At 54.5% G+C, this 22,395-nt stretch carries 24 protein-coding genes; 8 read left to right on the forward strand and 16 right to left on the reverse strand.

Annotated elements, in window-relative coordinates; genetic code table 11:
- Positions 1-142: 142 nt before the first annotated feature.
- Positions 143-841: a winged helix-turn-helix transcriptional regulator gene (locus AC2D8V_RS03630; RefSeq protein ID WP_484732149.1), complete on the reverse strand. Its 699-nt coding sequence runs from the start codon at positions 839-841 to the stop codon at positions 143-145.
- Between the two features lie 152 nt (positions 842-993).
- Between AC2D8V_RS03630 and AC2D8V_RS03635 the strand changes: the two genes are divergently transcribed.
- Together AC2D8V_RS03635 and AC2D8V_RS03640 are read left to right on the forward strand one after the other, a co-directional pair.
- The gene (locus AC2D8V_RS03635) at positions 994-1,173 is read left to right on the forward strand and encodes a hypothetical protein (RefSeq protein ID WP_484732150.1); all 180 of its coding nucleotides are present in this window, start codon (positions 994-996) and stop codon (positions 1,171-1,173) included.
- 681 nt (positions 1,174-1,854) lie between these two features.
- Positions 1,855-2,802: an SDR family oxidoreductase gene (locus AC2D8V_RS03640; RefSeq protein WP_484732151.1), complete on the forward strand. Its 948-nt coding sequence runs from the start codon at positions 1,855-1,857 to the stop codon at positions 2,800-2,802.
- 42 nt (positions 2,803-2,844) lie between these two features.
- Here the strand turns inward: AC2D8V_RS03640 and AC2D8V_RS03645 are convergent, their stop codons facing one another.
- Together AC2D8V_RS03645 and AC2D8V_RS03650 are read right to left on the reverse strand one after the other, a co-directional pair.
- Positions 2,845-3,639, reverse strand: a complete 795-nt coding sequence (locus AC2D8V_RS03645) for a carbon-nitrogen hydrolase family protein (RefSeq protein WP_484732152.1) — start codon at positions 3,637-3,639, stop codon at positions 2,845-2,847.
- Between the two features lie 2 nt (positions 3,640-3,641).
- Entirely contained in the window at positions 3,642-4,799 is a 1,158-nt protein-coding gene (locus AC2D8V_RS03650) for a M24 family metallopeptidase (protein ID WP_484732153.1), read from the reverse strand.
- Positions 4,800-4,861: 62 nt separating this feature from the next.
- Between AC2D8V_RS03650 and AC2D8V_RS03655 the strand changes: the two genes are divergently transcribed.
- Positions 4,862-5,626: a GntR family transcriptional regulator gene (locus AC2D8V_RS03655; RefSeq protein WP_484732154.1), complete on the forward strand. Its 765-nt coding sequence runs from the start codon at positions 4,862-4,864 to the stop codon at positions 5,624-5,626.
- Positions 5,627-5,766: 140 nt separating this feature from the next.
- On the opposite strand, the gene AC2D8V_RS03660 is transcribed toward AC2D8V_RS03655, so the two are convergent.
- The 8 genes from AC2D8V_RS03660 to AC2D8V_RS03695 all read right to left on the reverse strand — a co-directional run bounded on the left by AC2D8V_RS03660 (position 5,767) and on the right by AC2D8V_RS03695 (position 10,894).
- The gene (locus tag AC2D8V_RS03660) at positions 5,767-6,288 is read right to left on the reverse strand and encodes a hypothetical protein (RefSeq protein ID WP_484732155.1); all 522 of its coding nucleotides are present in this window, start codon (positions 6,286-6,288) and stop codon (positions 5,767-5,769) included.
- Positions 6,289-6,316: 28 nt separating this feature from the next.
- Positions 6,317-7,093 carry a hypothetical protein gene (locus tag AC2D8V_RS03665; RefSeq protein ID WP_484732156.1) on the reverse strand — a complete coding sequence of 259 codons (777 nt, stop codon included), beginning with the start codon at positions 7,091-7,093 and terminating at the stop codon, positions 6,317-6,319.
- A 91-nt stretch (positions 7,094-7,184) separates the two neighbouring features.
- A complete protein-coding gene (locus tag AC2D8V_RS03670; RefSeq protein ID WP_484732157.1) occupies positions 7,185-8,771 on the reverse strand; it encodes a phospholipase D family protein in 1,587 nt (528 codons plus the stop codon).
- Positions 8,764-8,928, reverse strand: coding sequence for a hypothetical protein (locus AC2D8V_RS03675; protein WP_484732158.1), 165 nt, complete (start codon positions 8,926-8,928; stop codon positions 8,764-8,766). The genes AC2D8V_RS03670 and AC2D8V_RS03675 overlap by 8 nt, the downstream gene beginning before the upstream one ends.
- 5 nt (positions 8,929-8,933) lie before the next feature.
- The gene (locus AC2D8V_RS03680; RefSeq protein WP_484732159.1) at positions 8,934-9,236 is read right to left on the reverse strand and encodes a hypothetical protein; all 303 of its coding nucleotides are present in this window, start codon (positions 9,234-9,236) and stop codon (positions 8,934-8,936) included.
- Between the two features lie 32 nt (positions 9,237-9,268).
- A complete protein-coding gene (locus AC2D8V_RS03685; protein WP_484732160.1) occupies positions 9,269-9,901 on the reverse strand; it encodes a hypothetical protein in 633 nt (210 codons plus the stop codon).
- 44 nt (positions 9,902-9,945) lie between these two features.
- Positions 9,946-10,257 (reverse strand): hypothetical protein, encoded by a 312-nt coding sequence (locus AC2D8V_RS03690; RefSeq protein ID WP_484732161.1) that lies wholly within the window; start codon positions 10,255-10,257, stop codon positions 9,946-9,948.
- Positions 10,258-10,600: 343 nt separating this feature from the next.
- Positions 10,601-10,894: a hypothetical protein gene (locus AC2D8V_RS03695; RefSeq protein WP_484732162.1), complete on the reverse strand. Its 294-nt coding sequence runs from the start codon at positions 10,892-10,894 to the stop codon at positions 10,601-10,603.
- 197 nt (positions 10,895-11,091) lie between these two features.
- Here AC2D8V_RS03695 and AC2D8V_RS03700 point away from each other — a divergent pair, with 197 nt between their 5' ends.
- From AC2D8V_RS03700 to AC2D8V_RS03710, 3 genes are read left to right on the forward strand one after another with little or no spacing between them, the layout of a single operon-like run.
- Positions 11,092-11,736 (forward strand): hypothetical protein, encoded by a 645-nt coding sequence (locus tag AC2D8V_RS03700; RefSeq protein WP_484732163.1) that lies wholly within the window; start codon positions 11,092-11,094, stop codon positions 11,734-11,736.
- Between the two features lie 4 nt (positions 11,737-11,740).
- Positions 11,741-13,189: a hypothetical protein gene (locus AC2D8V_RS03705; protein WP_484732164.1), complete on the forward strand. Its 1,449-nt coding sequence runs from the start codon at positions 11,741-11,743 to the stop codon at positions 13,187-13,189.
- On the forward strand, positions 13,182-14,102 hold the full coding sequence (locus AC2D8V_RS03710; RefSeq protein ID WP_484732165.1) for a metallophosphoesterase family protein: 921 nt from the start codon (positions 13,182-13,184) through the stop codon (positions 14,100-14,102). The genes AC2D8V_RS03705 and AC2D8V_RS03710 overlap by 8 nt, the downstream gene beginning before the upstream one ends.
- 11 nt (positions 14,103-14,113) lie before the next feature.
- On the opposite strand, the gene AC2D8V_RS03715 is transcribed toward AC2D8V_RS03710, so the two are convergent.
- Positions 14,114-14,881: a hypothetical protein gene (locus AC2D8V_RS03715; protein WP_484732166.1), complete on the reverse strand. Its 768-nt coding sequence runs from the start codon at positions 14,879-14,881 to the stop codon at positions 14,114-14,116.
- Positions 14,882-15,232: 351 nt separating this feature from the next.
- Between AC2D8V_RS03715 and AC2D8V_RS03720 the strand changes: the two genes are divergently transcribed.
- Positions 15,233-16,699, forward strand: a complete 1,467-nt coding sequence (locus tag AC2D8V_RS03720; protein ID WP_484732167.1) for a ShlB/FhaC/HecB family hemolysin secretion/activation protein — start codon at positions 15,233-15,235, stop codon at positions 16,697-16,699.
- Positions 16,700-16,704: 5 nt separating this feature from the next.
- Positions 16,705-17,814, forward strand: a complete 1,110-nt coding sequence (locus AC2D8V_RS03725) for a hypothetical protein (RefSeq protein ID WP_484732168.1) — start codon at positions 16,705-16,707, stop codon at positions 17,812-17,814.
- 293 nt (positions 17,815-18,107) lie between these two features.
- Here AC2D8V_RS03725 and AC2D8V_RS03730 read toward each other — a convergent pair whose 3' ends face one another.
- From AC2D8V_RS03730 to AC2D8V_RS03745, 4 genes are all read right to left on the reverse strand, one after another.
- Positions 18,108-20,249: an esterase-like activity of phytase family protein gene (locus AC2D8V_RS03730; RefSeq protein WP_484732169.1), complete on the reverse strand. Its 2,142-nt coding sequence runs from the start codon at positions 20,247-20,249 to the stop codon at positions 18,108-18,110.
- 210 nt (positions 20,250-20,459) lie between these two features.
- Positions 20,460-21,428 (reverse strand): D-2-hydroxyacid dehydrogenase, encoded by a 969-nt coding sequence (locus AC2D8V_RS03735; protein WP_484732170.1) that lies wholly within the window; start codon positions 21,426-21,428, stop codon positions 20,460-20,462.
- Positions 21,421-21,621, reverse strand: coding sequence for a hypothetical protein (locus tag AC2D8V_RS03740; RefSeq protein ID WP_484732171.1), 201 nt, complete (start codon positions 21,619-21,621; stop codon positions 21,421-21,423). The genes AC2D8V_RS03735 and AC2D8V_RS03740 overlap by 8 nt, the downstream gene beginning before the upstream one ends.
- 62 nt (positions 21,622-21,683) lie before the next feature.
- Positions 21,684-22,355, reverse strand: coding sequence for a maleate cis-trans isomerase family protein (locus AC2D8V_RS03745; protein ID WP_484732172.1), 672 nt, complete (start codon positions 22,353-22,355; stop codon positions 21,684-21,686).
- Positions 22,356-22,395: the final 40 nt, after the last annotated feature.

A 22,395-nucleotide genomic window follows, 5' to 3' on the forward strand; every position in this document is an offset into this window, starting at 1 on the left:
ATCACTGTGCCGGACGTATCGATTGGTTTTTAAACACGTCGATAACGCAGGTGGCTGAACCGTTTGGTTTCAGCGGAACATTAGTTGTTGGTTTGACCGCAGATGTCGCCCCGCGAATATGCTGCGCCACGGATCAGACCCTTCACAATTGCGCAATCGCGCTGCGGTCCTCTTTCGTGCGATGGTATAGCCAACGGTCCATCGTTCGCGCCAAAAGAGCGTCGCCACTTACAAACAGCCGGCCTTCATCCAGTTCCCGTGAAACTGTTGTACGGCTCAGAAGGATAGCGGATAGGGATACCCGATCTGTTTCGATGTACAAGTCGACGTCTAGGCCCGGTATTGTGGTGCATATTTCTGTCGCGACACCAGGCCGGATGAGTGCCCAATACGTGTTGTAGGCCAGCCCGGTGTCCGCAAAACGAAACTGGATAACCACCTGCCGTTTTGGCAATTCTTCTGGGTCGATGAGGTTTCGCATTTTCCACATGAGGTTGGAAACGTCGGTGTCGGCAAGCGCAGTGCGCGCCTCGATGTTGCACTGGGCCCATGCGGCCAAGGCATCCAGTGCCGGTTCGAGATCGATTGCACGCTGTGTGCGCACGTAGTGCACTTGACCTGTTGCCGGATCTTCGATTCTCTCGATCAATCCGTGGCCTTCGAGTTCTTTTAATCGCTTTGACAACAGTGCCGGAGATATGCTGCCGACGCTGCGCCGTATCTCGTTGAACTTGGTCGAGCCGCCCCACATCTCGGACAGGATCGGAATTGTCCATCGTGGCTCGAGCACTTCGCACGCATGTGTGATCGCGCACAGATTTCCGTATGGTTTGGTGCTCACGTTTGGTCTCCTTTCGACCGCGAGGATAGAAGACGATCACCAATGCAATCTAGTTCAAAATCTGTATCACGAACGGTTCACAACCTGCACTACACGGCAGACAGGCATGTTTGGCAGTTTGGGCACATCACCGAACTGAGAAGGACGAACCAATGCATGACCCACATTTCATCACCCACAAGGCCTACTTGAAAGACATAGAAGCCACAGCGCGGTCAACGCGTTTGTGGGACCATAAAGTCGGCGACTCCAGCCACCGACGCGATGGCAAAATGACGCTTATGCTAAGCATTTTTCTGGCATGTGCTGTTGCCTTGCCTTTCGTCGTTTGAGTGGCAAAGCGGATTGTCCGCGCGCATTCCTGCCAATATCACCGCGTCAAAAAACGATCAGTTGCGTGTGGCTCGCGGTGTGTGCGGAATCCGCCGGTACTTTCGTCGACAAAAAGACTTGGCCAACGCAGAGCTGGTTTCGGCATGCAGCGAGGCAGCCAATGTTAGCTGCACTGCTGAAAGACTATAGGTTTGCTTCGAAAAATCCCGTGATTTTGTAACAGATGACCGCTCCGTCGCGGCACGTGGCCGTTCGCGAATGAAACTCCACTGTTTCGACCCTAAACGACCGCTTCGAAAAGTGTGCAGCGGCAACAAATTGGTCAACTTCCCATCTGAGGAAAAAGCGTCACATGGCAGTGTGTTGCAATGGCGGCTGTTTCCAAGAATGCCGCGAGAGTTGCGTTCGCTAAACTCCGGCTAACACTGGCTGGCAATCGCTCCATTCTCGTGGAGACTTCCCATACATTCTTTTGAACTCCGGGCTGAACTGCGACGGGCTGGCGTTACCGACGGCCAATCTAATGAGGCACGATCTGCCGTGACAACCCAGCTGATACAATCAGGCAAGTTTTCGCGATGATTTTGCCTGTTCCGACCTGCCGGGGAGAGTTATCTACATCTTCATGACACACACGAGCACCTCAAAACTGCGGTGGTGATGCTGTAAGGAAAAGCACAATGGCAGATACAACGTTCGGACCCAAAGGCTGGACGCCAGAACGCCTCGGATCACTGGCTGGAAAGACTTTTATCATCACCGGCGGCAATGCAGGTGCCGGGTTTCAAGCCTCGCGCATCCTTTTGTCCAAGGGCGCACAGGTCGTAATGCTGAACCGAAGTACGGACAAATCGACTGCTGCGGTCAACAAGCTGAAAGAAGAGTTCGGATTACAGGCCAATGTGAGCTTTGTGCGCATGGACCTGTCCGATCTGGCCAGTGTGCGCACTGCGGCAAATGACGTTCTAATAAGCATTCCACGGATCGACGCATTGATCTGCAACGCGGCTATCGCGCAGGTGCCGACACAGAAGCTCACAGTTGACGGCTTCGAAAGTCAGTTAGGCACCAACCACTATGGTCATTTTCTGTTGTGCGGGATGCTATTTGGCCAGATCGCAGAAAGCAGGGGCAGGTTGGTTGTGGTCGCCAGCCTTGGTTATAACATGGGCATCAAGACCATTCAGTTCGACGACATGAATTGGGACAGGAACTACAGCGCCAACGCCGTCTATAGCCAGAGCAAGCTGGCGCAGATGATGTTTTCTTACGAGCTACAGGATCGGCTACAGGGCGCGGGCAAGGGCGTTGAGGTCTATGTCTGTCACCCGGGGGCATCTGCGACCTCGCTGATCAGCACCAGCGGAGGGGTCATGACCCGGCTCACCTGGTGGCTCATGAGTAAGACGCCGATGGTGCAAACCGCCGAAAAGGGTGCCTATCCAGAGGTCATGTGTGCGACCGAGGACAATCTGGAACAACGCGCGCTCTACGGTCCTACTGGGTTTTTGCAAACCAGCGGCCCGGTCGGTAAGGGTACGCTCAACCCGCACGCATATGACAAGGCGGTGATGGAAAAGCTGTGGGACGTGTCCGAAAAGGCGACCGGATTTAGCTGGGCTTTTTGATCGCCCTTCGGCTCATTGGACTGTTACGCCGTTCGGTGCGCTTCAAAGCGTGTCCGGTCCCAGAGCTGCGCGATCCTTTAGATATGGAAGCCGTTCTTGGGCGGCAGAAACTCTGTCTAAGTGCAACGTTCCAAAGATTGTCTCGGGTTTCTCGCCCGCGCGGGCAAGTTCGTGACCGTCCGGGGCTGCAATAACGCTTTGACCCAAATAGGCCATGCCGTGTTCGACGCCAGCGCTGTTTGCATATGCGAGGAAAACACCGTTTTCATAGGCGCGGGTCGGGATCATACATTGCGCAACCCAGCCCCATTGAGAGCCTAGTGCCGTGGGTACCAAGATCAGCTCTGCCCCCAATGAGGCCACATGCCGCGCGGTTTCCGGGAACTCAGCGTCATAGCAAATCAGTGTTGCAATCCGCACACCGCGGAAGGTGAAAAGCGCACAACCTTGGCCCGATGCGAAATGATCGCGTTCAAATCCCGGTGGGATAAGCAATTTGCGGTGTCCGCCAAGGCGCGCCCCATCCGGTCCAATGCACTGCGACGAATTGTAGATCATTTCACCGTCCAGTTCGGGAAAACCGTAATGGATGGCAACGCCGTGCGTCTTGGCAATCGCCGAAACAGCTTGGGCAATGGGGCCGGTGGCAGGCTCGGCCCGTGCGGCGACTTGATCGCCGATGTTGTAGCCGGTGGCAAAAAGCTCGGGTAAAACCAGAAGGTCGGTACGCGCAGCAGCCACGGCAGGGATCGTGTCTGCCAGCCAATCCAGCCGCTTTTTAGTGGTTGCTAGATCGGCAGGCGATTGCGCGACTGCAAGTCGAAATGTGCGGCTCATTTCTAGCTGTCCGTGACAAGCAATGTACGGGGGTATTCCGTGATATAGTCACACCCCGTTTCCGTCACGACGACTGAATCGCCTATGCGCCCTGCGGTGACGCCATCGATGGAAATTCCCCCATCTACCGCAAAGGTCATGCCCGGCTGCAGAATAGTTGTGTCACCTGTTTTCAGTTCTGGCGCTTCAAGATACGCCACACCGATGGAACGTCCGGTTCGATAGCCGGTCTCATACCCATGTTTGGCATAAACCTCATTGGCCGCCCGGGCGACGTCTTGCGCTTCTATACCTGGGCGGATCGCGGCGATGGCGGCCTGTTGGGCCTCTATTGCCGCCTCCTGCACACGCGCTGCAACGTCGCGCACCTCGCCAATGTGGAACATTCGGTCAAACCCAAGCTTGTATTGCTTGAACTGGGCCATGTTGCAAAAGCAGAAATAGACCGGATCAGCGCGCTGGTATTCGCGTACCGAAGCCCGGCGATGGACCATGGAGGTATCCTTGCCGCTTTGCAGGATCTGCAGGTTGTGTATCATCGGCGAGACGAACCTGTCCCAGCCCTTATCCGTCAGAAATTTGGCTGCTTTGTGCGACCCGGCTTCGATCACTGCCAGCGCACTTTCATATTCCCGCGCGCCTTCTTTCAGGCTGTCATGAGCCGCCTTCATCATCGCACCGGCGATCTGACCAGCCTCTTTCATGACGCGAATTTCAAATGGCGTTTTGATCATACGCATGGCTCCCAGAACTGGTGAGATGTCTTTGATCTCCACACCTGGGTAGGTCTCGTCCAAGTAATTGCGCACAATTGCGGGAATGCTGCTCCGTTCGACCCAAATTTTGTCTGGCCGTTCGCCCAAAGCACCGCTGAGCGCACGGCCCCATGTGCGCTGGCCCATGTCTTTCCATGTGCGCACATCCTCGACCCATGTCATTGCGCCCACCATTTCGCTTTCCATGAGCGGTGTGATCACGATGGGGGCTTCTTCGGCATTCACCACCAGCATAGACGGGCGGCCAAATTCAATGCCGAGATAACCCCAGAACCCCGCGAGATAAGCGATGGAACTTTCATCGGTGAAAATAGCGCGCTGGATGCCCAATTCCTTCATTCTGGCCTGAAGTGCCAAGGTGCGTGTTTTGGCTTCGTCGAGCATGGCAATTTCCTCAAGTAGTGGCTGGGCTATTTATCGATATGCCTAGCCTGTATACACCTAAGGTGTCAAACGCCGAAAAATTACGAAATATTGCGCCGATTTATACATTGGTGTATGCACATGGCCCTATGGAGATTAATGCGCAAATGTCTCAGAAAACCGTTAAGGCCGATGCCAAAAGTACAGTCGAAGCCATGCAGGCCGAAATTTTGCAGCGCATCTGCTTTTTGGATTACACCCCCGGCGATCAGCTTAAAGAAGCTGAACTGGCGGCGGAATTTGGCGTCAGCCGAACACCGGTACGGGATGCAATCAGCCGGATCAGCCATCTTGGGCTAGTAGAAACCCGGAACGGGGTAGGTACGGTGGTCGTCACTCTTTCCGCTGAGAAAATACGCCATGTTTACGAGATGAGGCTCGAACTCGCGACGCTTATCGGAACCATGTCACCCAGAGCCATCAGGGAGGTTGACCGTGAGATCGGTCAGGCATTGTTGAAAGAGGCGGAGGCGTTGAAAATTGCCTTTGACCCACGGCGATATATCGAGATCAACCACCGTCTGCATGTCCTGATCACCAGCCTGATCGGCAACGGCACGCTACAGTCGTTTTGGTGGCAGACCTACTGTCAGGCGGCCAGCACGTGGTATCGGACGAGCAACCAAATAGGTACGGAAATGGCTCGGGCGCTGGTGGAGGAACTAAGCGATATCAATATGGCGTTGAAGCATAACGATGTCGCAGCGATCGGATTTATTCAGCGAACCCATATTGGTTATGGCTACCAGCGGATCAAACAGGACCTGCCGTCGATGAAAGGGGCGTGACGGGTTCTTGTCGTTGTAGCAATTAAGCATTTGGAAACGGCGGCGCACCTTGCGGAGTAGTTTTCCGCATCGCGCCGTCGCGATTACTCGCGCGAAGGCACCGATGCCGACAATCGGATATTCAAATTCGCTTCGTATTTCTATTCCCACTGTGCCGTTGTGCTTCGCCAAACTCTTTCTTCAGCGTCCCAGACACTGGCCACAACGCAGGGCGTTGGGTTGATCCCTTCACATTGCGAACCATGCACATCTGCCAGAAGTACGCGGTCTGGGCCTAAGTTTGTCATGTCCCATCCTCGATTGAGAAGCGAGAACACAGCATCCTCGATCAGGAAGTGAGACATGCATCCGCCGGTGCCACAATAGAGCGAGGCCGCGGAGGAACAGGAAAACCAGGCTTCGTTCAGCGCCCAGTCCGAATGGAAGTCGCCGTCAAGGTCGATCCGTTGCACCGCTCCGAATTCAAGGGCGAACTGGCCGTTTTCAAAATCCGAACATGCTTGCTGAGCGGCTTCAACTTTCTCAAGCAGTTGTGCGGGCAACCCAGCCCATTCCTGTGCATGTGCCGCGGCAGAAAAGCACGTGGCATAGACCGCACACAGAACCAACTTCGGCGCTTTGAAAGCGATGCGCTCACTCTTTCTGGTTGTCTGATAACTCATGTCTGTATTTCCCGCCTTTTGGTGTGGCTTAGTTGCATTGGTCATAGGTGTAATCGCCAAATTCGATCCAGTTCCGTTCCCCAGCGCTGAAAACAAGGAACTCTGACCGGTCTTCTCCCAAGAGAGCGACCTTGAAGCCTGCCGGCTGCTGGGAATCTCCGAAATAGTTATATGACGTCATCGCGCGAATGGTTTCTCCATTGACGGTCACGACGGCATCCCACTGGTCGCCCGGCTGTCCCACGATGGCATATTCGATTACCCGCTGAACTGCACCTCCGCCGCAATAGACAATGCCCTCGGGCGCTTCCATACGGTTCGATTGCGATGTTGATTGCTCGGAGTTACATGCGGCTCGCAGCGATTTCACAGCCGCACCAGAGCCTTTGAGTGAAAAAATGCCGTAAGAGACATCCTGTTCAGACATCGATAGGTTCAGAACCGCATTCTGTGCTATCTGGTCCAAAACGAAATCATAATCGCCCTGTTCGAAGAAGCGGACCTCAACAGAATAGTTGTTCACGAGAGAGAAATCCGCATTCGCGGTTCCTGCCTGAAATGCCCCTACCTCGGTTGAGCCGTCTTTCATGAACCGAAACGACAGGCTTTGCTTGGATAATATATCTTGTGAGTCTTCGTATCCTGCAGGGGCAAAACGGATCCTGTCGCATTGTAGCTCCAGCGTCATGTTGCCTGTCTGGATGAACGCGTTTGGATTGGGCGACCCACTGAAACCCCAGTCAGCCGCTGCCGGTAATGCCATCAAGACTGTAGCGACGGTGCCTGCAACTAGCTGTTTCTTCATACGTTACTTCTTTGATACATAGACTAATTCTTTGCCCGCCGCGGCAATACTCTGAAGCAAAGCTGCCACAAAGCTCAACAATTGCTAAGAGTTACATCTCTGCTTCAATCGGCAGGTGGGCAAAAAACCAGGCTTCCAGACGTTGAAACTCACTCTTTGCAGGTGACGACTGTCTCGAAACACCCGCCGACGACCAAACCAATGATCCATCCCTATTTTCCAGACGCCACGCGTTCTCGGGTGCAAAATCAATCTCGGTGAGGGCAATAAGTTCATTTGCAAGACTGGGACTGTCGACCAGAATACCGACTTCAGTGTTTATGCGCAGCGATCTGGGGTCCAAATTCGCGCTGCCGATGAAAACTGTTTGCCTGTCCAAAATGAGATACTTGGCATGCAGCCCAAGTTTTTTTTGTGCAACTGGGGCTGAAATATAACGGCTGCGATCTTTCGCATCAGCGCGCATTTCGTGAACTTCTGCGCCCAGGTTCAACAAGTCGTAGACGTGGTTTCTGTAAACCGAATAAGCAGACAGGTGGTTGTTTGAGTTTATTGAATTTGTCAGCAGTTTGACCTCGACGCCACGGTTTTCAGCATCACGCATAACGTCTGTTAGTGTTGGTGTCGGAATTAGGTATGCCGAAACAGCAATAACTTCGGAACGGGCCTTGCCGATCAACCGCTCCAATTCATTCGCGACCTGCGTAGGGCGATCACTTAAAGCCTCGGGTCGGTCAGCAGGCGGCGCGTCTACAACAAGACGCGTGCGACCTCGGTAACTTTCTTTTGCCACCGTCTGCCACGCGCTTTGCTGCTGCGATGCTGTTTCTGAGGGGAAAGCCTTGCTTGCAGATTTCGCCTTGGCTGCGAACTCTTCAATGGATGTATTTTGTGTTTTCAACCGGGTTAGATTGTCTATCGGAAAGGCCCAGCGGTCGTTCCAATACGTGTCAAAACTCGCTTCAAGCTCAGAAATGATCGGCCCGCCGACAAGCAGTTCCATGTCTCGGAAGTTGGATTGCGGGTCCATTCCGAAGTATTCGTCTGCCAGATTGCGGCCTCCGATAATGGCGACGTGACCGTCAGCCACCATAACCTTGTTATGCATGCGGTGGTCCAGTCTTGAAAAGTCACCAAGATTCAGGACTGTGCGGCTCACAGCCGTGCTGCTGCGTCTGCTGTAGGGATTATAAACCCTGTACGAGACGTTGGGGTGTGCGCTCAAACGCAAGCTCGATTGGTCTTGCCCTGCCAGAAAACTGTCGTCGATCAGGATGCGAACTTTCACACCACGATCTGCCGCATTCAATATGCGTTCCTTGAACAAATTCCCGACTGTGTCGTCCAGCCAAAGAAATGTCTGCAGATCAAGGCTTCCGACGGCCGAGTCGATGGCGCGCAAGCGCCACTCTAGGGCTTGTTGTCCGGTATTCAGAGGAACCTGCCAGTTCTGTCTTGTGACGGTCTCCACCACTGCAAGCGGACCAGTTTTTTCAGCAGACCGGGCCGATTCTGACGGTAGGTTTAGAGGGTCAAGCTGGCTGCAGGCCGCCTGCAGGAACAAAGCCAACAAACCAAAAAACAAGATGCGACGCGTGCCCAAAAGCACTTTAGGCAAACGCGTCTCCATCAGATAGTCGAAAGATCGCAGTACACAGGCAGCACAGCATTCAGCCATTTGGCCAGAACAGATTTATGACAAAAACAACCACGAAAACGGTCGGTACGAATATCAATGCTTGTTGCCCTTTCGAGCGGTTCTCAAACCATCCCATCCTTCTAAAGAGCAAATACGCGCCACCGACCAACAGGCCGGTGACTATTGCGTGCAGCATTCCCATCAGCAATCTTCCGCGGGAATCATGGTCACATCAGAATAGCGGCCATCCGATGTCGTTATGCGCGCGCAGGCGCCAGTTTCCCGATTGAACCAGAATGATGTGAGCCCCTCGGAACGGACCAGCTCAAACCCGAGGCTTTGTATCCCCATTTCGGCCTGGCCCGCGCCTGCACCTTCAAACGCGGTCAAATCCGTAGAACTACCAACAGCAGGTTGACCGACTTCCGGAGCAGGGCCGGGATCGTCACATGCGGCAAGGGTAACAAGTGCGACCCCGGCCGCGACAAAGTTATTCAGTCTCATAGAGTATTCCTTTTTTTTGGTTGAACAAACGATCACTCAATTCCGATGCCCATGTCGAACGAAGCCTGCCCACTGCTCCGGTTGATCACCTCAACGACGTGATCTCCGGTTTGCCACAACTCGCCCTGATAGGGTTTTTCAGAAGAAATCGGCTCCAGCAGAAACGACCCGTCCGGATTGAGAATGCTGTAATCCAAAATGCCTTCACGGGCACTTACATCAATTCGCAGGAATTGGCGGTTTGCCGCGCCAAGCACATAGCGCACGGAACTGTTGGGGTTAAGTGTTCCGGACAAGGCTGTACCTGATGTACCAGCGGCAAATTGCACGCGCTCAGTTCCAGAGACAACCGGCGGACCAGAAGCCCCCGCCATCGCACCACCCCCGTCATCGGCCATGGCACCTTCACCGCTGACCTGTCGGAAGTCCGCGATATTAGGGCCTGACCAGACAAGGCATTCGTAGGTGTTACCGTTGGCATCACGCAGCCGCACCATAATGGCAGCTTCGGAAAACTCTTGGTCAAGCACCTCGCCACCCACGTTTCCGACGCGGCTGATTAGTTCATCGATGCAAGCATTTGCTTCGTCAGAGATATCGGCCACGGTTGGCGTTGCCAAAACCGCCAAAGCCAAAAATGCAGAATTCAGTCGAAAATATTTCATCACTCATCCCCTTGCCTTGAAAGGCTAGTTCCCGGACAAAAAAGTTATGACGCAGAAGCGTCCCGAAGCTTTTGCAGCACCGCGTCGCATTCGCTTGCAGCACCGACAATTGTCTCGCCGCTGTCTTCTGCGTCTGGTGTCAACTCTCTGAGATTGCTAACCGCGCGGTTGAATACCTGATCGACCTGCTCTTCGGTCAAAAGCCCCTCCTGCTGCGCCGCATTCGCAATGCCGCAAACGCCCGCCGAAAGGCCCGTAGCGATACCTATTCCCGCGCCGCTGCCAACGCCCAGCATCCCGCCACCGATACCGCCAACAAGCAGCCCGATGACCAATCCCAAAATCAGTTTTCCCATATTATCTTTCTCCCAATTGTCGCAGCTTTTTTGCTGCTAGGTTTGCTTAATTGATCCGTTCTTTTTTCTGCCAAGAACTACGAGTATTGCCAAATTCACCAAGGGTGCGAGTACGCCGAAGAACGGTCTGCCGCTTTCGGGCACATTCTCGATTGCCAGATTCCACGGAAGGCCCAGAGGGAGTAAAAACACTCCGGACAAAGGGTCCTGCGGCTGTCCAAACCATCCGAAAGTCCCTGTTGCAAAGATGAAAGTCGCACCTGCCCATAGCAATACGAACACCCAGATCGCGATCTTACACAGCATCAGTTGTCACTATTTCCCTGTGGACCCGACTATTGAACTAGAGGAAGCCTTCGTCTGTCAGCGACATGATGCCGTCGGTGGTACCGTCGCTGTAAGCAATGCACTGCCATGGCGCGCGGTCGGGGCCGACACCGACACGCACAAGTGTTCCGGCTTCGGAGTATTCAGAACCTAGCAACGCGACATCCGGATTGTTGGTCGTTGCCGTGACATCGCGCAGGCAAGCCTGTTCTGCCGCAGTTGGTGTCGCGGAGGCGACACTTGTCGTAGCACCGTCATCGCAGGCGACGAGAAATGCGAAAGCTGGCAAAGCCAATAGAATATTCTTCATAGTTGTCCCCGTTCAATGGAATTCGCGAAGCGCGTTAGTACTCTCTCTGGCAAGAGCTTGATTTTATCCTACTTTCGATACTACGGTTTTGAAGCAATCAGTCAAACATTTGCGGCTGGTAAACGTCACCTCGTCGTGTCTCTTTATATACAACGAAGAGCGGTAACACTTTTTTAACAAACGTACGGAGATTACCAATGAAATCAGTTTTGCGCGTTCTACTGTTGCTGCTTTTGCCGATCTCTGCACAGGCCGAAAATTTCACTGACCGGTCTGGTGGCCCCAGCGCCAGCGACATGCTCGTTCGATCAATGCCCGGTCAACCGGATGGTATGGCATTCTTCCGACCTGTTTTGACGGGCGTGCTTTATCGCGGTGGGTTTCAAGGCGGAGACAAGGGTCGGACCGGTCTGTCGAGTGCTCAAAAACAGAGCCTGTGTCAGTCCGGATTTTCGGAAGCGTTCTATGCAGACTTTGGAAAGAATACGTCTTACGGAGCAACGAGTTGTGGATCAGGTTCTCTCGAATACAAATCCGCGCGCTCTTCGCGCCCTGCTTCTGTGATGAAAGATGTTCACAAGGCGATTGTCAGCAACAGTGGCCCTGTACTGGTGCATTGCATGTGGGGGGTTCATTCCTCCGGTGCCTTGTCAGCGATGGCACTCGTGCAGTTTTGCGGTTGGTCCGAAGATCGCGCGAAAGCCTATTGGAACGATGCGCGCAATAACGCCCCGTGTTCCGGCGGATGCGACAAGTGGATCGACGGAAAATTCGCCAAATTCTCGGTGGATCCGTTGCTCGCGATCACCGATGCACAGCGCGCCGCAATCTGCCCGAAATAACCTAATGACGCTAGGATCCATGATGCGCATTACGCTGCTCGCCGCCATCGCTGCTATGTCCACGTCGCCATTGTGGGCGTCTGATGCGGTGGTCGGCACGGAAACCACCTTCCAAAGCCCTAACGGACTGACGGAACGCTGTGTGCAGATCACGCCAATTCCCGGAGGAGAGTACGCCAAAGGGGATCTCAAGGACGAGACAGCCTTTTGTCAGATCGACCTGTACGCACCCGAGGTCGCACTTTGCCCAAAAACCTGGAGCACATCGCCCGGAATGATGATCTACGATATCTCGGGCGGCAACTACGCGATGGATCGCGCAGGCTTTGAGAGAAATGCCTGTTCTGAGGGGAAGTCGGCGAAAGGTCTGGCAAAAGGTGATCTGGCAAAGTTCAAACCCACGATGAATGCCAGTGGTACGTCGGGCACCTTCTCTGCATCCGCGTTGCTCTACTATCATTTTTCGCGGTACTTCGACACGACGGTCAAAGTTCCGGTCACCGTATGGCGCACCATGGATGCCAAAATGCACCTGAGCGAAGTCGCCCGCCCCGGTTTGTCGATTTCAGGGCATAATCGCAGTGCTCGAATGAACAACGCCGGGTGGCAGATGTTGGTGGCAGCCGATCAGAACCCGGATCGGTATTCACCCACTGACGAGTTGTTCACCTCGGATCGACAGCAGATATTCGGCGTGCTGACATCAAGCCCCGGTCACCGCTACGGCTCAGAGATCAACGGCACCAGAAAGTCCGGCTGGGGCAAAGGGCAGAACTTTGACTTTCAGGAAACACCGGCGTTTTTGGCTTTGAGATCAAGCAAGCCGTTGTCCGGAGCAATTGAAGAAGGGCTTGAGAAAGGCACACGTGACCCTCAGATCGCGCGTGATCTAGGTTCGGATACTCCGCCCGAGCAGATGGTCTACTGGATGAAGGAGCTGACGGAAATTGTGCTTTTGGATTTCATCTTCAGCCAACAAGATCGTGTCGGAAACATTGATTTCACACCCTATTACTATTGGGTGGCGAATGGCGAGGTGGAGCATAAGAAAGCAAAGCATCATGAACCGGGTGATGCCTCTGTCCCTACGGAAGCAATGCTCATCCGTCGCACAAACCTCAATGACAACGACGCCGGCGGCCGTGTTCAGTATGCCAACTTTGCAAAGTCTACCCAAATGCTGGAAAAGCTGCGGCACATGAATGCAAAGACGTACCAGAAGCTGATCGCCCTTGATCAGGATCTGCAAGCCAAAGGTGCGGTTTACGATTGGGTTTCATCGTCTCTGGGTCTGAACGAGGGTCAAATTAGTCAGATCGTGAAAAACACGAAGCTGGCGGCTGATATCCTACGCACCACTTGCGAGGCTGGCGACCTGCGGTTTGATTTGTCACCCAAGGAGTTCTTCCTGACAGGAGTCGGTAAAGAACAAAAGATTGCCTGTGGTGCTTAAGGCACTCGCCGTCCTTTCCTTGGTGTTCTGGGCCGGTGTGTCTTGCGCCAAGCCTCTGACGGTTGTTGTGATATCGGACTTGAATGGCTCTTACGGATCTACCGATTATTCGCTGCGCATTTCACGCGCGATTGATTGGATCATCAAGACGCGGCCGGATTTGGTAGTCTCAACGGGCGATATGGTAGCGGGCCAGCGCATTCCGCTCCTGTCTGACAAGGAAATACGGCGCATGTGGTCTGCTTTTCACGAGGTTGTCAGCGATCCTCTCGAGCGCGCGGGCATCCCTCTGGCCGTCACCCCGGGCAATCATGATGCCAGCGGATACGCTCGATTTGCTGCAGAGCGCCGGATTTACGCGCAGCAGTGGCGTGACCGCGAACCAGCCTTCAGTTTCGTCGACGGTGCAGACTACCCCTTTTTCTATGTGTTCGATATCGGTGACGTTCGGTTTGCGTCCCTCGACGCGACAACACTGGGACCGCTTCGTGGCGAACAACACGAACGGCTCAAATCTGCATTCTCCGGTAACGGTACGCTGATCACCTTTAGTCACCTGCCGCTTTTTCCATTTGCAATAAATCGCGAAAAAGAAATCATTGGCGACCCCGTTCTTGAAAGCCTTTATCATGAACTGGGTGTCGATCTGCACTTGTCAGGTCATCACCATGCCTACTGGCCGGGATACAAGGATGGTGTTGCCTATGTCAGCCAAGCCTGTTTGGGCGGCGGGCCAAGAGCGCTGATCGGAACAGGGGAGCGGACACCACATGGTCTGACAATCCTCACGGTTTCCGAAAAGGGAGAGATCGCCGTCGAAGCGCGTCGCGGTCCCGACTATCAAAATACTATTGATGTCAGATCGTTGCCGCGTCAGATCGGAGAACTTACGCGGTTGGATCTGGCGCGTTAGGTGCGGGAAGCTTACGCCCCGAGCTTCCAAGTCAGATCCGTGTCATCCAACCCTTTCAACAAGGCGGCTTCGACGCCTTCTTCTCCGATGGCGGACGGGTGAAGCAGTATAAGACGCGCAGTGTTTTTCGAGTGCGACCTATGTGCGAAGGCTTCTTTCCAGCCTTCCTGCCGCGCGATGTGCCGAATTTGCGCCAGACCCGCTTCGAGATTTTCCGCGCTCTCTGACTGCACCCGAAGCTCGATTGGAAGACGACGCCCCGCAACCCAGATCAAAATCCAACTCACCGCAGTGATCAAAAGCGCCATGATCGGGAAATTTAATCCAACGCAGAGACCTACGACGGTTACTAGGATCATCTCGACAGTATCGATCGGGTCATCCAGATTTGACCTGAAGCGCAACAATGCGCCGATACCGAAAATCACGAAGCCGATAATGTACCCGTGCTGATCGACGAGAAAGCCAACCGCCATCCCGATCAGGGCATAGAAAGCGAAGAGCCGCGGCATAATGAAATCTAGTGTTTTCGACCTGGCTGCCAGCCGAACAGGATGAAGTGCTATCGCTGCTGACAGCGCAAGAACGACCAATACATCGATTGCGAAAGTTTGTAATTCAGCAGTGTTATAAATTTGCCCCCATCCGCCACCGCCAAAACCGATCTCGTTCGCAATGGGCAGGTTGTTCACCGGATCGGGCACCAAGGATTGCGCAGACGCAAGCCCTGCTATGAGGGACAGTTTTATTGCCGCAAAAATGATAATTGGTTTCGTCATCATGATTTTCTCACGGCTTTCTTTGCCAATTTCAACCCTTCCTAAACGCGTGCCGCAAAACCAGTTAATTTGCAAGAAACCAGCGCCGGATTGATGTGTCTCTTTCTGATCGCGAACGGTGATTTGATTTGCCCAATAGCGATGAGGTCGAAAGTGAACGCAGTGACGAATTTACACCACAATCCTGAGTTAAGTGTTTGGAAGGATATTGAGACGACCATTCCAAGATATAATGGTCTGCAAAAATAAACTTGAGGTTGAGTCGTGCAAAAATTCGTTGCATCGCCTTCGGCGGGAAGAAAAGCGGTTAGCTGCATCTTGGTCGCCGCAATAGTGTATTTGGGCGCCGCTGTGCAGTCTGACGCACAACCCGCCAGTTTCGAATTGCAAGGCGCCGGCGCATACAACGCCGAAGAAATTCTCAGCTTTGCGGCGCAGGTTGAGTTGCAACGCACAGGCGCTGTGACCGCCGAAGGAATCGCGCGCACGATTGAAACTATCTATCGAGAGGACGGTTACTTTCTGGCACAAGCACGGGTCGCACCGGATGGCCGCACAATTCTTCTCGATGAAGGTGAGATCGGCAGCCTGTCGATAGAGGGAGTAAACGAGCGTACCGCAGCGCTCATTCGGGGCTATTTTGCACCTGTGATTGGCAAACTGGGAGTGACGCTTGCAGAATTTGAGCGGGCCGTCATGCTGACGGAGGATATTCAATCCATCGCGGCCTCTGCCGAGATTTACTACCCTGATGGTCAGGACACCGCCCATGTCCGTGTTGTTGCAGAGCAGCAGGACAACAGTTTCGGATATGTGACGCTGGACAATCCAGCACGAGAGTTTGGAGACGCTGCGACGCTGACTTTTAGCCAGGAATTTGCAAGCCTTTTGACACCTGGCGATTTATTCCGTTTCGAACTGTCTGGAACTTCCGCCTTTGATGGTGGAGAAAACGACCTGTATGGCTCGGTCATTTACCGCGCACCGGTCGGCGCTGCGGGCACATACGGTGAAGTGTATCTGGGGAATGCCGTCGGTGATCGCGATGCGAGTGGGACACTAAGCCAGACAGACCTTGATGGAAACACGGCTATAATCGCTCTTGGCCACCCTTTCGTGCGGAGCGTGGACACCTATGGCTACGGCTTGATCGAAGCCAGACGGTCCAGTTCAGACAGCGACGTTGATGGCATGAGTACGGATTTCGAAAGTACCGTGAACGTTGTGGGGGTGTCATGGATTTATGGACGCGCGCTGCAAAACGGCGGTGCGTTTGAGTATGCAACCAACCTCTCTTTCGGTTCGCGGACAAGCGATGCTGACGGGTTTGACGATGGCGACGAGGACTTCTGGCATCTGCGTGCAGGAGCTGGCTATCAGCAGCCAGTATCTTGGTTCGGTGAAAACTCCAGTTTTCGGGCAGAATTCTGGGGCCAATACACAAATGATCGACTGCCGGGGATTGAGGAGTTTTACCTTGGTGGAATTGATGACGAACGCGGTTTTGCTTTCGCCGAGGTCCAAGGGGATTCCGGTGTGTCAGCGGCTTTTCAGGCCGGGCGGGACTTCTTTCCTCAAGCCCAAAACCTCAGGCGGGTCAGATTGTTCGGTTTTGTAGACGTGGGATACATCAGCAACAATGATCCCTCTGCCTCGGAAACCGACGACGAGTTCCTTTCGTCCATTGGTGTAGGAATTGATCTTGAGTTTGATCGCGGGTTCTTTGTGCAAAGCTATCTGGCAGTGCCAACCACCTCCGGCCCCGACACGGACTCGGGCGACCCCGCATTCTATCTTGCACTTTCGAAAAGCTGGTGAATTCCATGAAAAAAGCAATCACTGCATCAATACTCACCGTTATGGCAGCTTTGGTTGCTGCACCGGCGACGGCAAGAGGCAATCACTACGGGTGGTGCAACGGTGTGGGAAATCCACATGGGGGGTCGCAGTGTGGCTCTTCCGGCAGTGTGACCGCGCCCAGCCAAACACCATCCACAGTTCCTGTTGCCACACAAAAGCCGACAACCGGCCCCGGAACGCCCCAAACGCCGGTCGGGTTACCCGCTCAGGTAATCGTGGTGACGCCGCAACCTGGCCAAACCATAACGGGTACGGGACAAGTCCCCCCAATCGTCGGACAGCCCGGGCCGACGTTTACCGGAGTAGGGAAGCCCGCAATCGTTTTGCAGCCATTGCCGCCGCAAACTCTGACGGGCTTTTCACCAGTTCCAACAGTCACGCCCCAGCCGACGCCATCATTCACGGGGTTTGGCTTGCCGACTGTGATCATCCAGCCGAACCCGCAGCAAACTGTGGTCGGTTACGGCAAGGTTCCCGCGAAAATCGTTGTCCAGCCCGTAGCTCAACCCAGCTTCACGGGGACCGGTGCGGTTCCAACCCCGGTGCCGCAAGCAATCCCACAACAAATCCCCATGGCGGTTCCATCCAAACAGCCCCAAGGGACACCTTACCTTATTCCTTCGTTGCAGCCTCAAGCGACTCCACAGGCGATCCCGCAACAAATCCCACAACAGACACCGCAGGCAGTGCCACCGGCAAACCCGCAAGCGACACCGTTACTTATGCCACGCCCCAAGCCCCGCCCAAGCGCGAAAAAACCCAAGGCCACCGGCGGAACGACCACGCACTCTCAAACATCGACGAGTCCCGCCTTGGCGAAGAAACATGTGACCGCAACGCCCGGACGGCAGGAGCAACACGATCTGCCACAGTTTGATGCCGCAGATGGTGGGCAACCTTGGCGCTGCGTGGCCAGCGGTCACGGACAGCGCAGGAACCTGAATGACCGGCGGGTTTCTGTGTCGGGGGCTTTGCGTCATGTTGGATCAATCGACATGCTGGGCAGAGACCTTCCAGCGCTTCACCCGCAACACGCGGAATGTATCATTTCAATACGGCGCAGAAAAAACTGAACACCATCGGAACTGATGTCCGAAACGCGACAATTCTCTGGACGGCTTGTTCAGTTGCAAACCGTTTGAACATCCAAATTGGGTAAATGATCGCCGATGGTTCTGCGAACCAAAGTTCCGATTTCACTGTGTCAGCCGCCCTTGCACTACAAAGCGCTGGGCCCAACCTGCGAAGGGAGATGCAAATCGCATCGAACGTTACCAGAGAATTGTCACGCGCCGCATATCATCTCCTCCAAAGAAAAACGCCGAGGCGCAGGCCCCGGCGTTTTCCACTTTGAATTCGTACGGCCCTAGAACTTACCCGGAGACCAGAAGTAAGTCTCGCCAGAGCTGTCATCGACGCCATCGTTGTCTGTGCTGATCCATGCCGTGCCGTCTTCGAAAATGGCCAGACCTTCGATCTTGTCCACGACATAGCCATTGAGGGCCAGTAAGTCGGGGATCAGATCACGGACCTCTTCCTTACTCACGACCGGCAGATCACCGCCCAAAGGCGCAGGCACCATTTCGACGGCGGGGATGCGATAGATCTTCTTGGTCTTGGCCGCACCGCCGATCTGGTTGTCACGCTCGATGACATAGACATAGTCACCGTGTGCCACGATCTCTGACAGGCCGACCCAACCCGTGGCTGGCTCGGCTTTTGGGTAGTGAACAGCGCCCCATTCCTCTGTTTCGATGTTATAGGCCACCAGTTTTACGTGGTTCTTTGGATCGTCTTTCCATTCACGTTGCACGGCCATCCAAAGAGTATCACCAACCTTGGTGATGCCCTCAAACCCAAAGCGACGCTCCACCGCCAGCAATTCCGCCGGCAAGGGAATTTCAGCATCAATGCTACCATCGGCTTCGACATAGTAGATTCCATGCGGGATCATTCGGTCGGTGCGACCTTCCGAGGCAATCCAGAAACCTTCGCCGTCAAAGTGGATGCCTTCCATGTCCAGCTTTTGCGCCGGATAACCGCGACGCGTCACGACTGTTGCGTCCGTGATGGTCGCGGGTGTTGTTGCCGTGTTTATGGTGAAAATCGTTGGCTGATACCCGTAGAAGCTGTCGTTTACCGCATATATGGTCGAGCCTTCGCCTACCGACATGCCAGAAATCGCGCCCCAACCGATCAATTCTTCAGCGCCTGCCGAAGTGAGCTGAGGGTACGCGGGCTCTGCGTCGGTCAGTTCATAGATCATGACGTGGGACCGCACGCCGCCGTCTTCGATGAAATCAACTTCGTTGGCGGTGACAAACAAGTTCCGATCAGGGATTGCGACCGCGCCTTCCGGGCCAACGCCCGATGGCAGCAGTTGCGCCAGTACAGGCGCCGTCGGGTCGGTCAAATCGTAGACGCCCACAATGGAAGAACGCTCAGCAAGTATGAAAGCCATGGGCGTACCGTTAAAGACGCCAAATTCCATACCCTCCGGCTCAACGCCTTTGGAGTCGGAGCGCTTGTCAGGGTAATGGCCCGCTTCGACGATGGCATATTCAAAGGCAGTGCCGCTTTCATAGACTTCGGTGCCGTCCTGATTGAAAATCGTCCAGCCTCGCGCGCCTCCGTCCATGTCGCCTTCATTGGCGATAGCAAAGTGGTCGTTATCAATCCACTGAACCGCGTCCGGCTCGCGCAGGCGACCCGTTTGGTTTTCGTTGAAAAGCAGCGCCGCGCGTTCGTCGGTCGCGTCGATGTTTTCAAGGTCGACCGCCCCGGCAGAAAAGTGGCTGATTACGCCGTCTTTGTTGGCGACAACCATGTGATTGTTTTCCTGCAAAGTTACCACGATCTCGCCTTCTTCGTTGATGTCAACGAACTCCGGCTCAGGGTCTTCTGGGGAAATTTCCGCAAGACCCGTGACGTCGATCACGTTTACCGTGTCACAATCCAGAGTACCGTCGACCACGTCGACGGTCACAAGGAACCCGCCGGGAAGCTGGCCAGTCCGACCGTCGCCAAGGTCTTCGTCACGCTCGTTTTCGATTGCAACCGCGATGAACGACCCATCTGGTGCCGCCGCTGTAGAGTCAGGCTGGCCGCCCAGATCACACGCGGCTGTTTCTTCCATCGAGCCGAGATCGAAAGCTTTGACCATGCCGGATGGTGCGGTGTAGCTTTCGGAGGTATTTACACCGACAAATGCTGAGTTGCCGATAATAGAGACGGCTGTAGGCTCGCCACCCACAGCAATATTGCCCTTGGGCGCAGGGTTGGCAGGGTCGGTGATGTCAATCAAGCCGATCACTTCCAGCGGGCTGTCGGAATACACAAGCGTCATGCCATCTACGGTGGCGCTGATGATTTCCGCTGAGCTTTGTGACGCGGCATCTGCGTTGTTCAAAAATGTTGGAAAGCTTGCGACACGGTTGAAGGCGTCAGCGTGCGCAGTCGCTGCGGCGAATGCCATGACAGAGGTCATAGCGGTCATTCTCAAGTACATTCTGGTATTCCCCCAAGGATTCATTCCTCGTGCGATGCCAGCAAATTGTAAAATCTGGGCAAAAGCTCCGTCACGAATTTGTAAAAATGCCCGAACAGTACTGCGCTGCCGGTCGATGTGACGCGGTTTACAAGCAGGTTGGAAGGCTCACGGTGATTTGGGTATCGCTGCGCTAAGCACCAGATGCCGCGATCCAGTCTGCCTAATTTATCAATAACCGCGGTCCGGGTTCACAACGTTGATGAGATCCTCGCCGAGTATCCAGCGCTTCAGGTTTTGCAGGAACAACGCGAACGAGGCTGATTCCCATTCCGCATAGACGGACGAGCAATGCGGCGAGATGATCACGTTATCGAGCCCCCACAGCGGGCTGCTCTCGGGCAAGGGTTCGGTTTCAAACACGTCTAAAGCAGCCCCCGCGATATGTTTTGCCAGCAATGCTTCATACATTGCAGACTGGTCTACCACACCGCCTCGTGAAACATCCGCCAGGATAACGCCGGGTTTCATCGCTGCGATTTCATCCTTTCCTATCAGGCTGCGTGTCGCAGGTATCAGAGGCGTCGAGATCGAGATAAAATCTGCCAGCGGGAGGAGGTCCGCCAGATCATCGGAGGCACGGACTTCGTCAACATCCGTCATGTCCCTTGGTCTTGCGCGCGTGCCAAGAACAGTCATACCGAAGGCTTTCGCGCGTTTCGCAACTGCCCTGCCTGTGTGGCCGAGCCCCACAATCAGAAGGGTTTTTCCCGCGAGTGGCGCTACAGTCCGCGCGCGCCAAACGCGCGCGGACTTGTCTTTTTGCAAACCCGGCACATCTAGCGTGAAGTGTAAAAATCCGCCCAGAACGTATTCCGCCATCATTTCTGCTGCTACACCGGCCGCGTTGGTAACGGTTGTTTTTTGCGGATCCCATTTCACAAAGTGGTCCGTACCTGCGCCGCCGTTGGCAACCCAGCGCGGGCCGCCTGGGCCAAACAGGGCGTCGCGCGGAAATCCGTCTGTCCCCGCGAAACGTACAGAATAAACCACCTCCGGTTTGTAGCTTTCGATGAGAGCGGGCAGGGCCTCGTAGCTGTTGCATTCCGTAAAATCAGCCAACGGGAACGCCGTTCGCAACTGAAGACTGAGGGATGTGGTGTCTTCATTGTGCAATATGATGCGAGGGGTCTCAGTCATATATTTTCCACATCCCAGTATCGTTCAGTTCCGCCGGCTTTTTGAAGCGAAGTGCTGCGCAGTGTATTCGATCGCACATGTTCAACTGCATATTAGCATTCCCCGCGGCTTTCCGTGTGGCTACCAATGAATCGATAGCAGCATCAAACTTTTGTTCGGCAAGGGCCGTGCCGATCAGCAGCATTGCCGCCATAAACTGAGCGTCGTCTGGATGAGGCCGAGTTGAAAGAACGCGATCGGCAAGGTCTGCGGACCTCATAACCGGTTTCTTTCGAGCAATTGCCCGAAGCCCGCAAGCCTGTCGCCTATTCCCGCGAATTGGAGCGCCTGAAAAATCATTGCCTGGTTCGAAGTGATGACCGGTTTGCCAACGACCTCTTCCAACGCTGCGATGATTTCGACGCTTCGCATGTCGGTGCATGACAAAACCAGAGCCTGCGCCTCAACATGGTTGGCCCTAAGGCCCAGATCATAAACGGCCTGCGGGTCGAGTGCGCCCTGTCCGTAATTGTCCAGCGCCGTATCAAGCTCTGAACGTGCTATTGTTTCAATACCTGCTTTGGCCAGGAAATCGACCGCCATGTCGTTGATCGCGGGGACATAAGGCGAGGCGAATCCTATGCGTTCAACGCCCAGAGTTTTCAGAGCATGGACGAGCGCACCAGCCGCTGTCACGGTTGCCGCGCCGCTGCTTGCCTTGATTTGGTCAGCAAGCTGACGGTCGAAATTCAAGCCGTGGGTAAGCGTCGCTGACGTACAGCCATAAAGGATCACGTCAGGTTTCACCCCTTGCAATAGGTGCAACGGCTCATCCAGATTAGCCGCGCCCAGCCCGCGCATCTGGCTGGCATCGGGAATTTCGTCCTGATCATATCCCCCCATGCGCGCAAAATGCAGCGACACACCATCGGGACAAAGGAGCGACATGTCCGGTTCAAGGTTAGTATTGGTGAAAGGTACCAGAATG

The organism is Roseobacter sp. YIN89 (genome assembly GCF_057219365.1).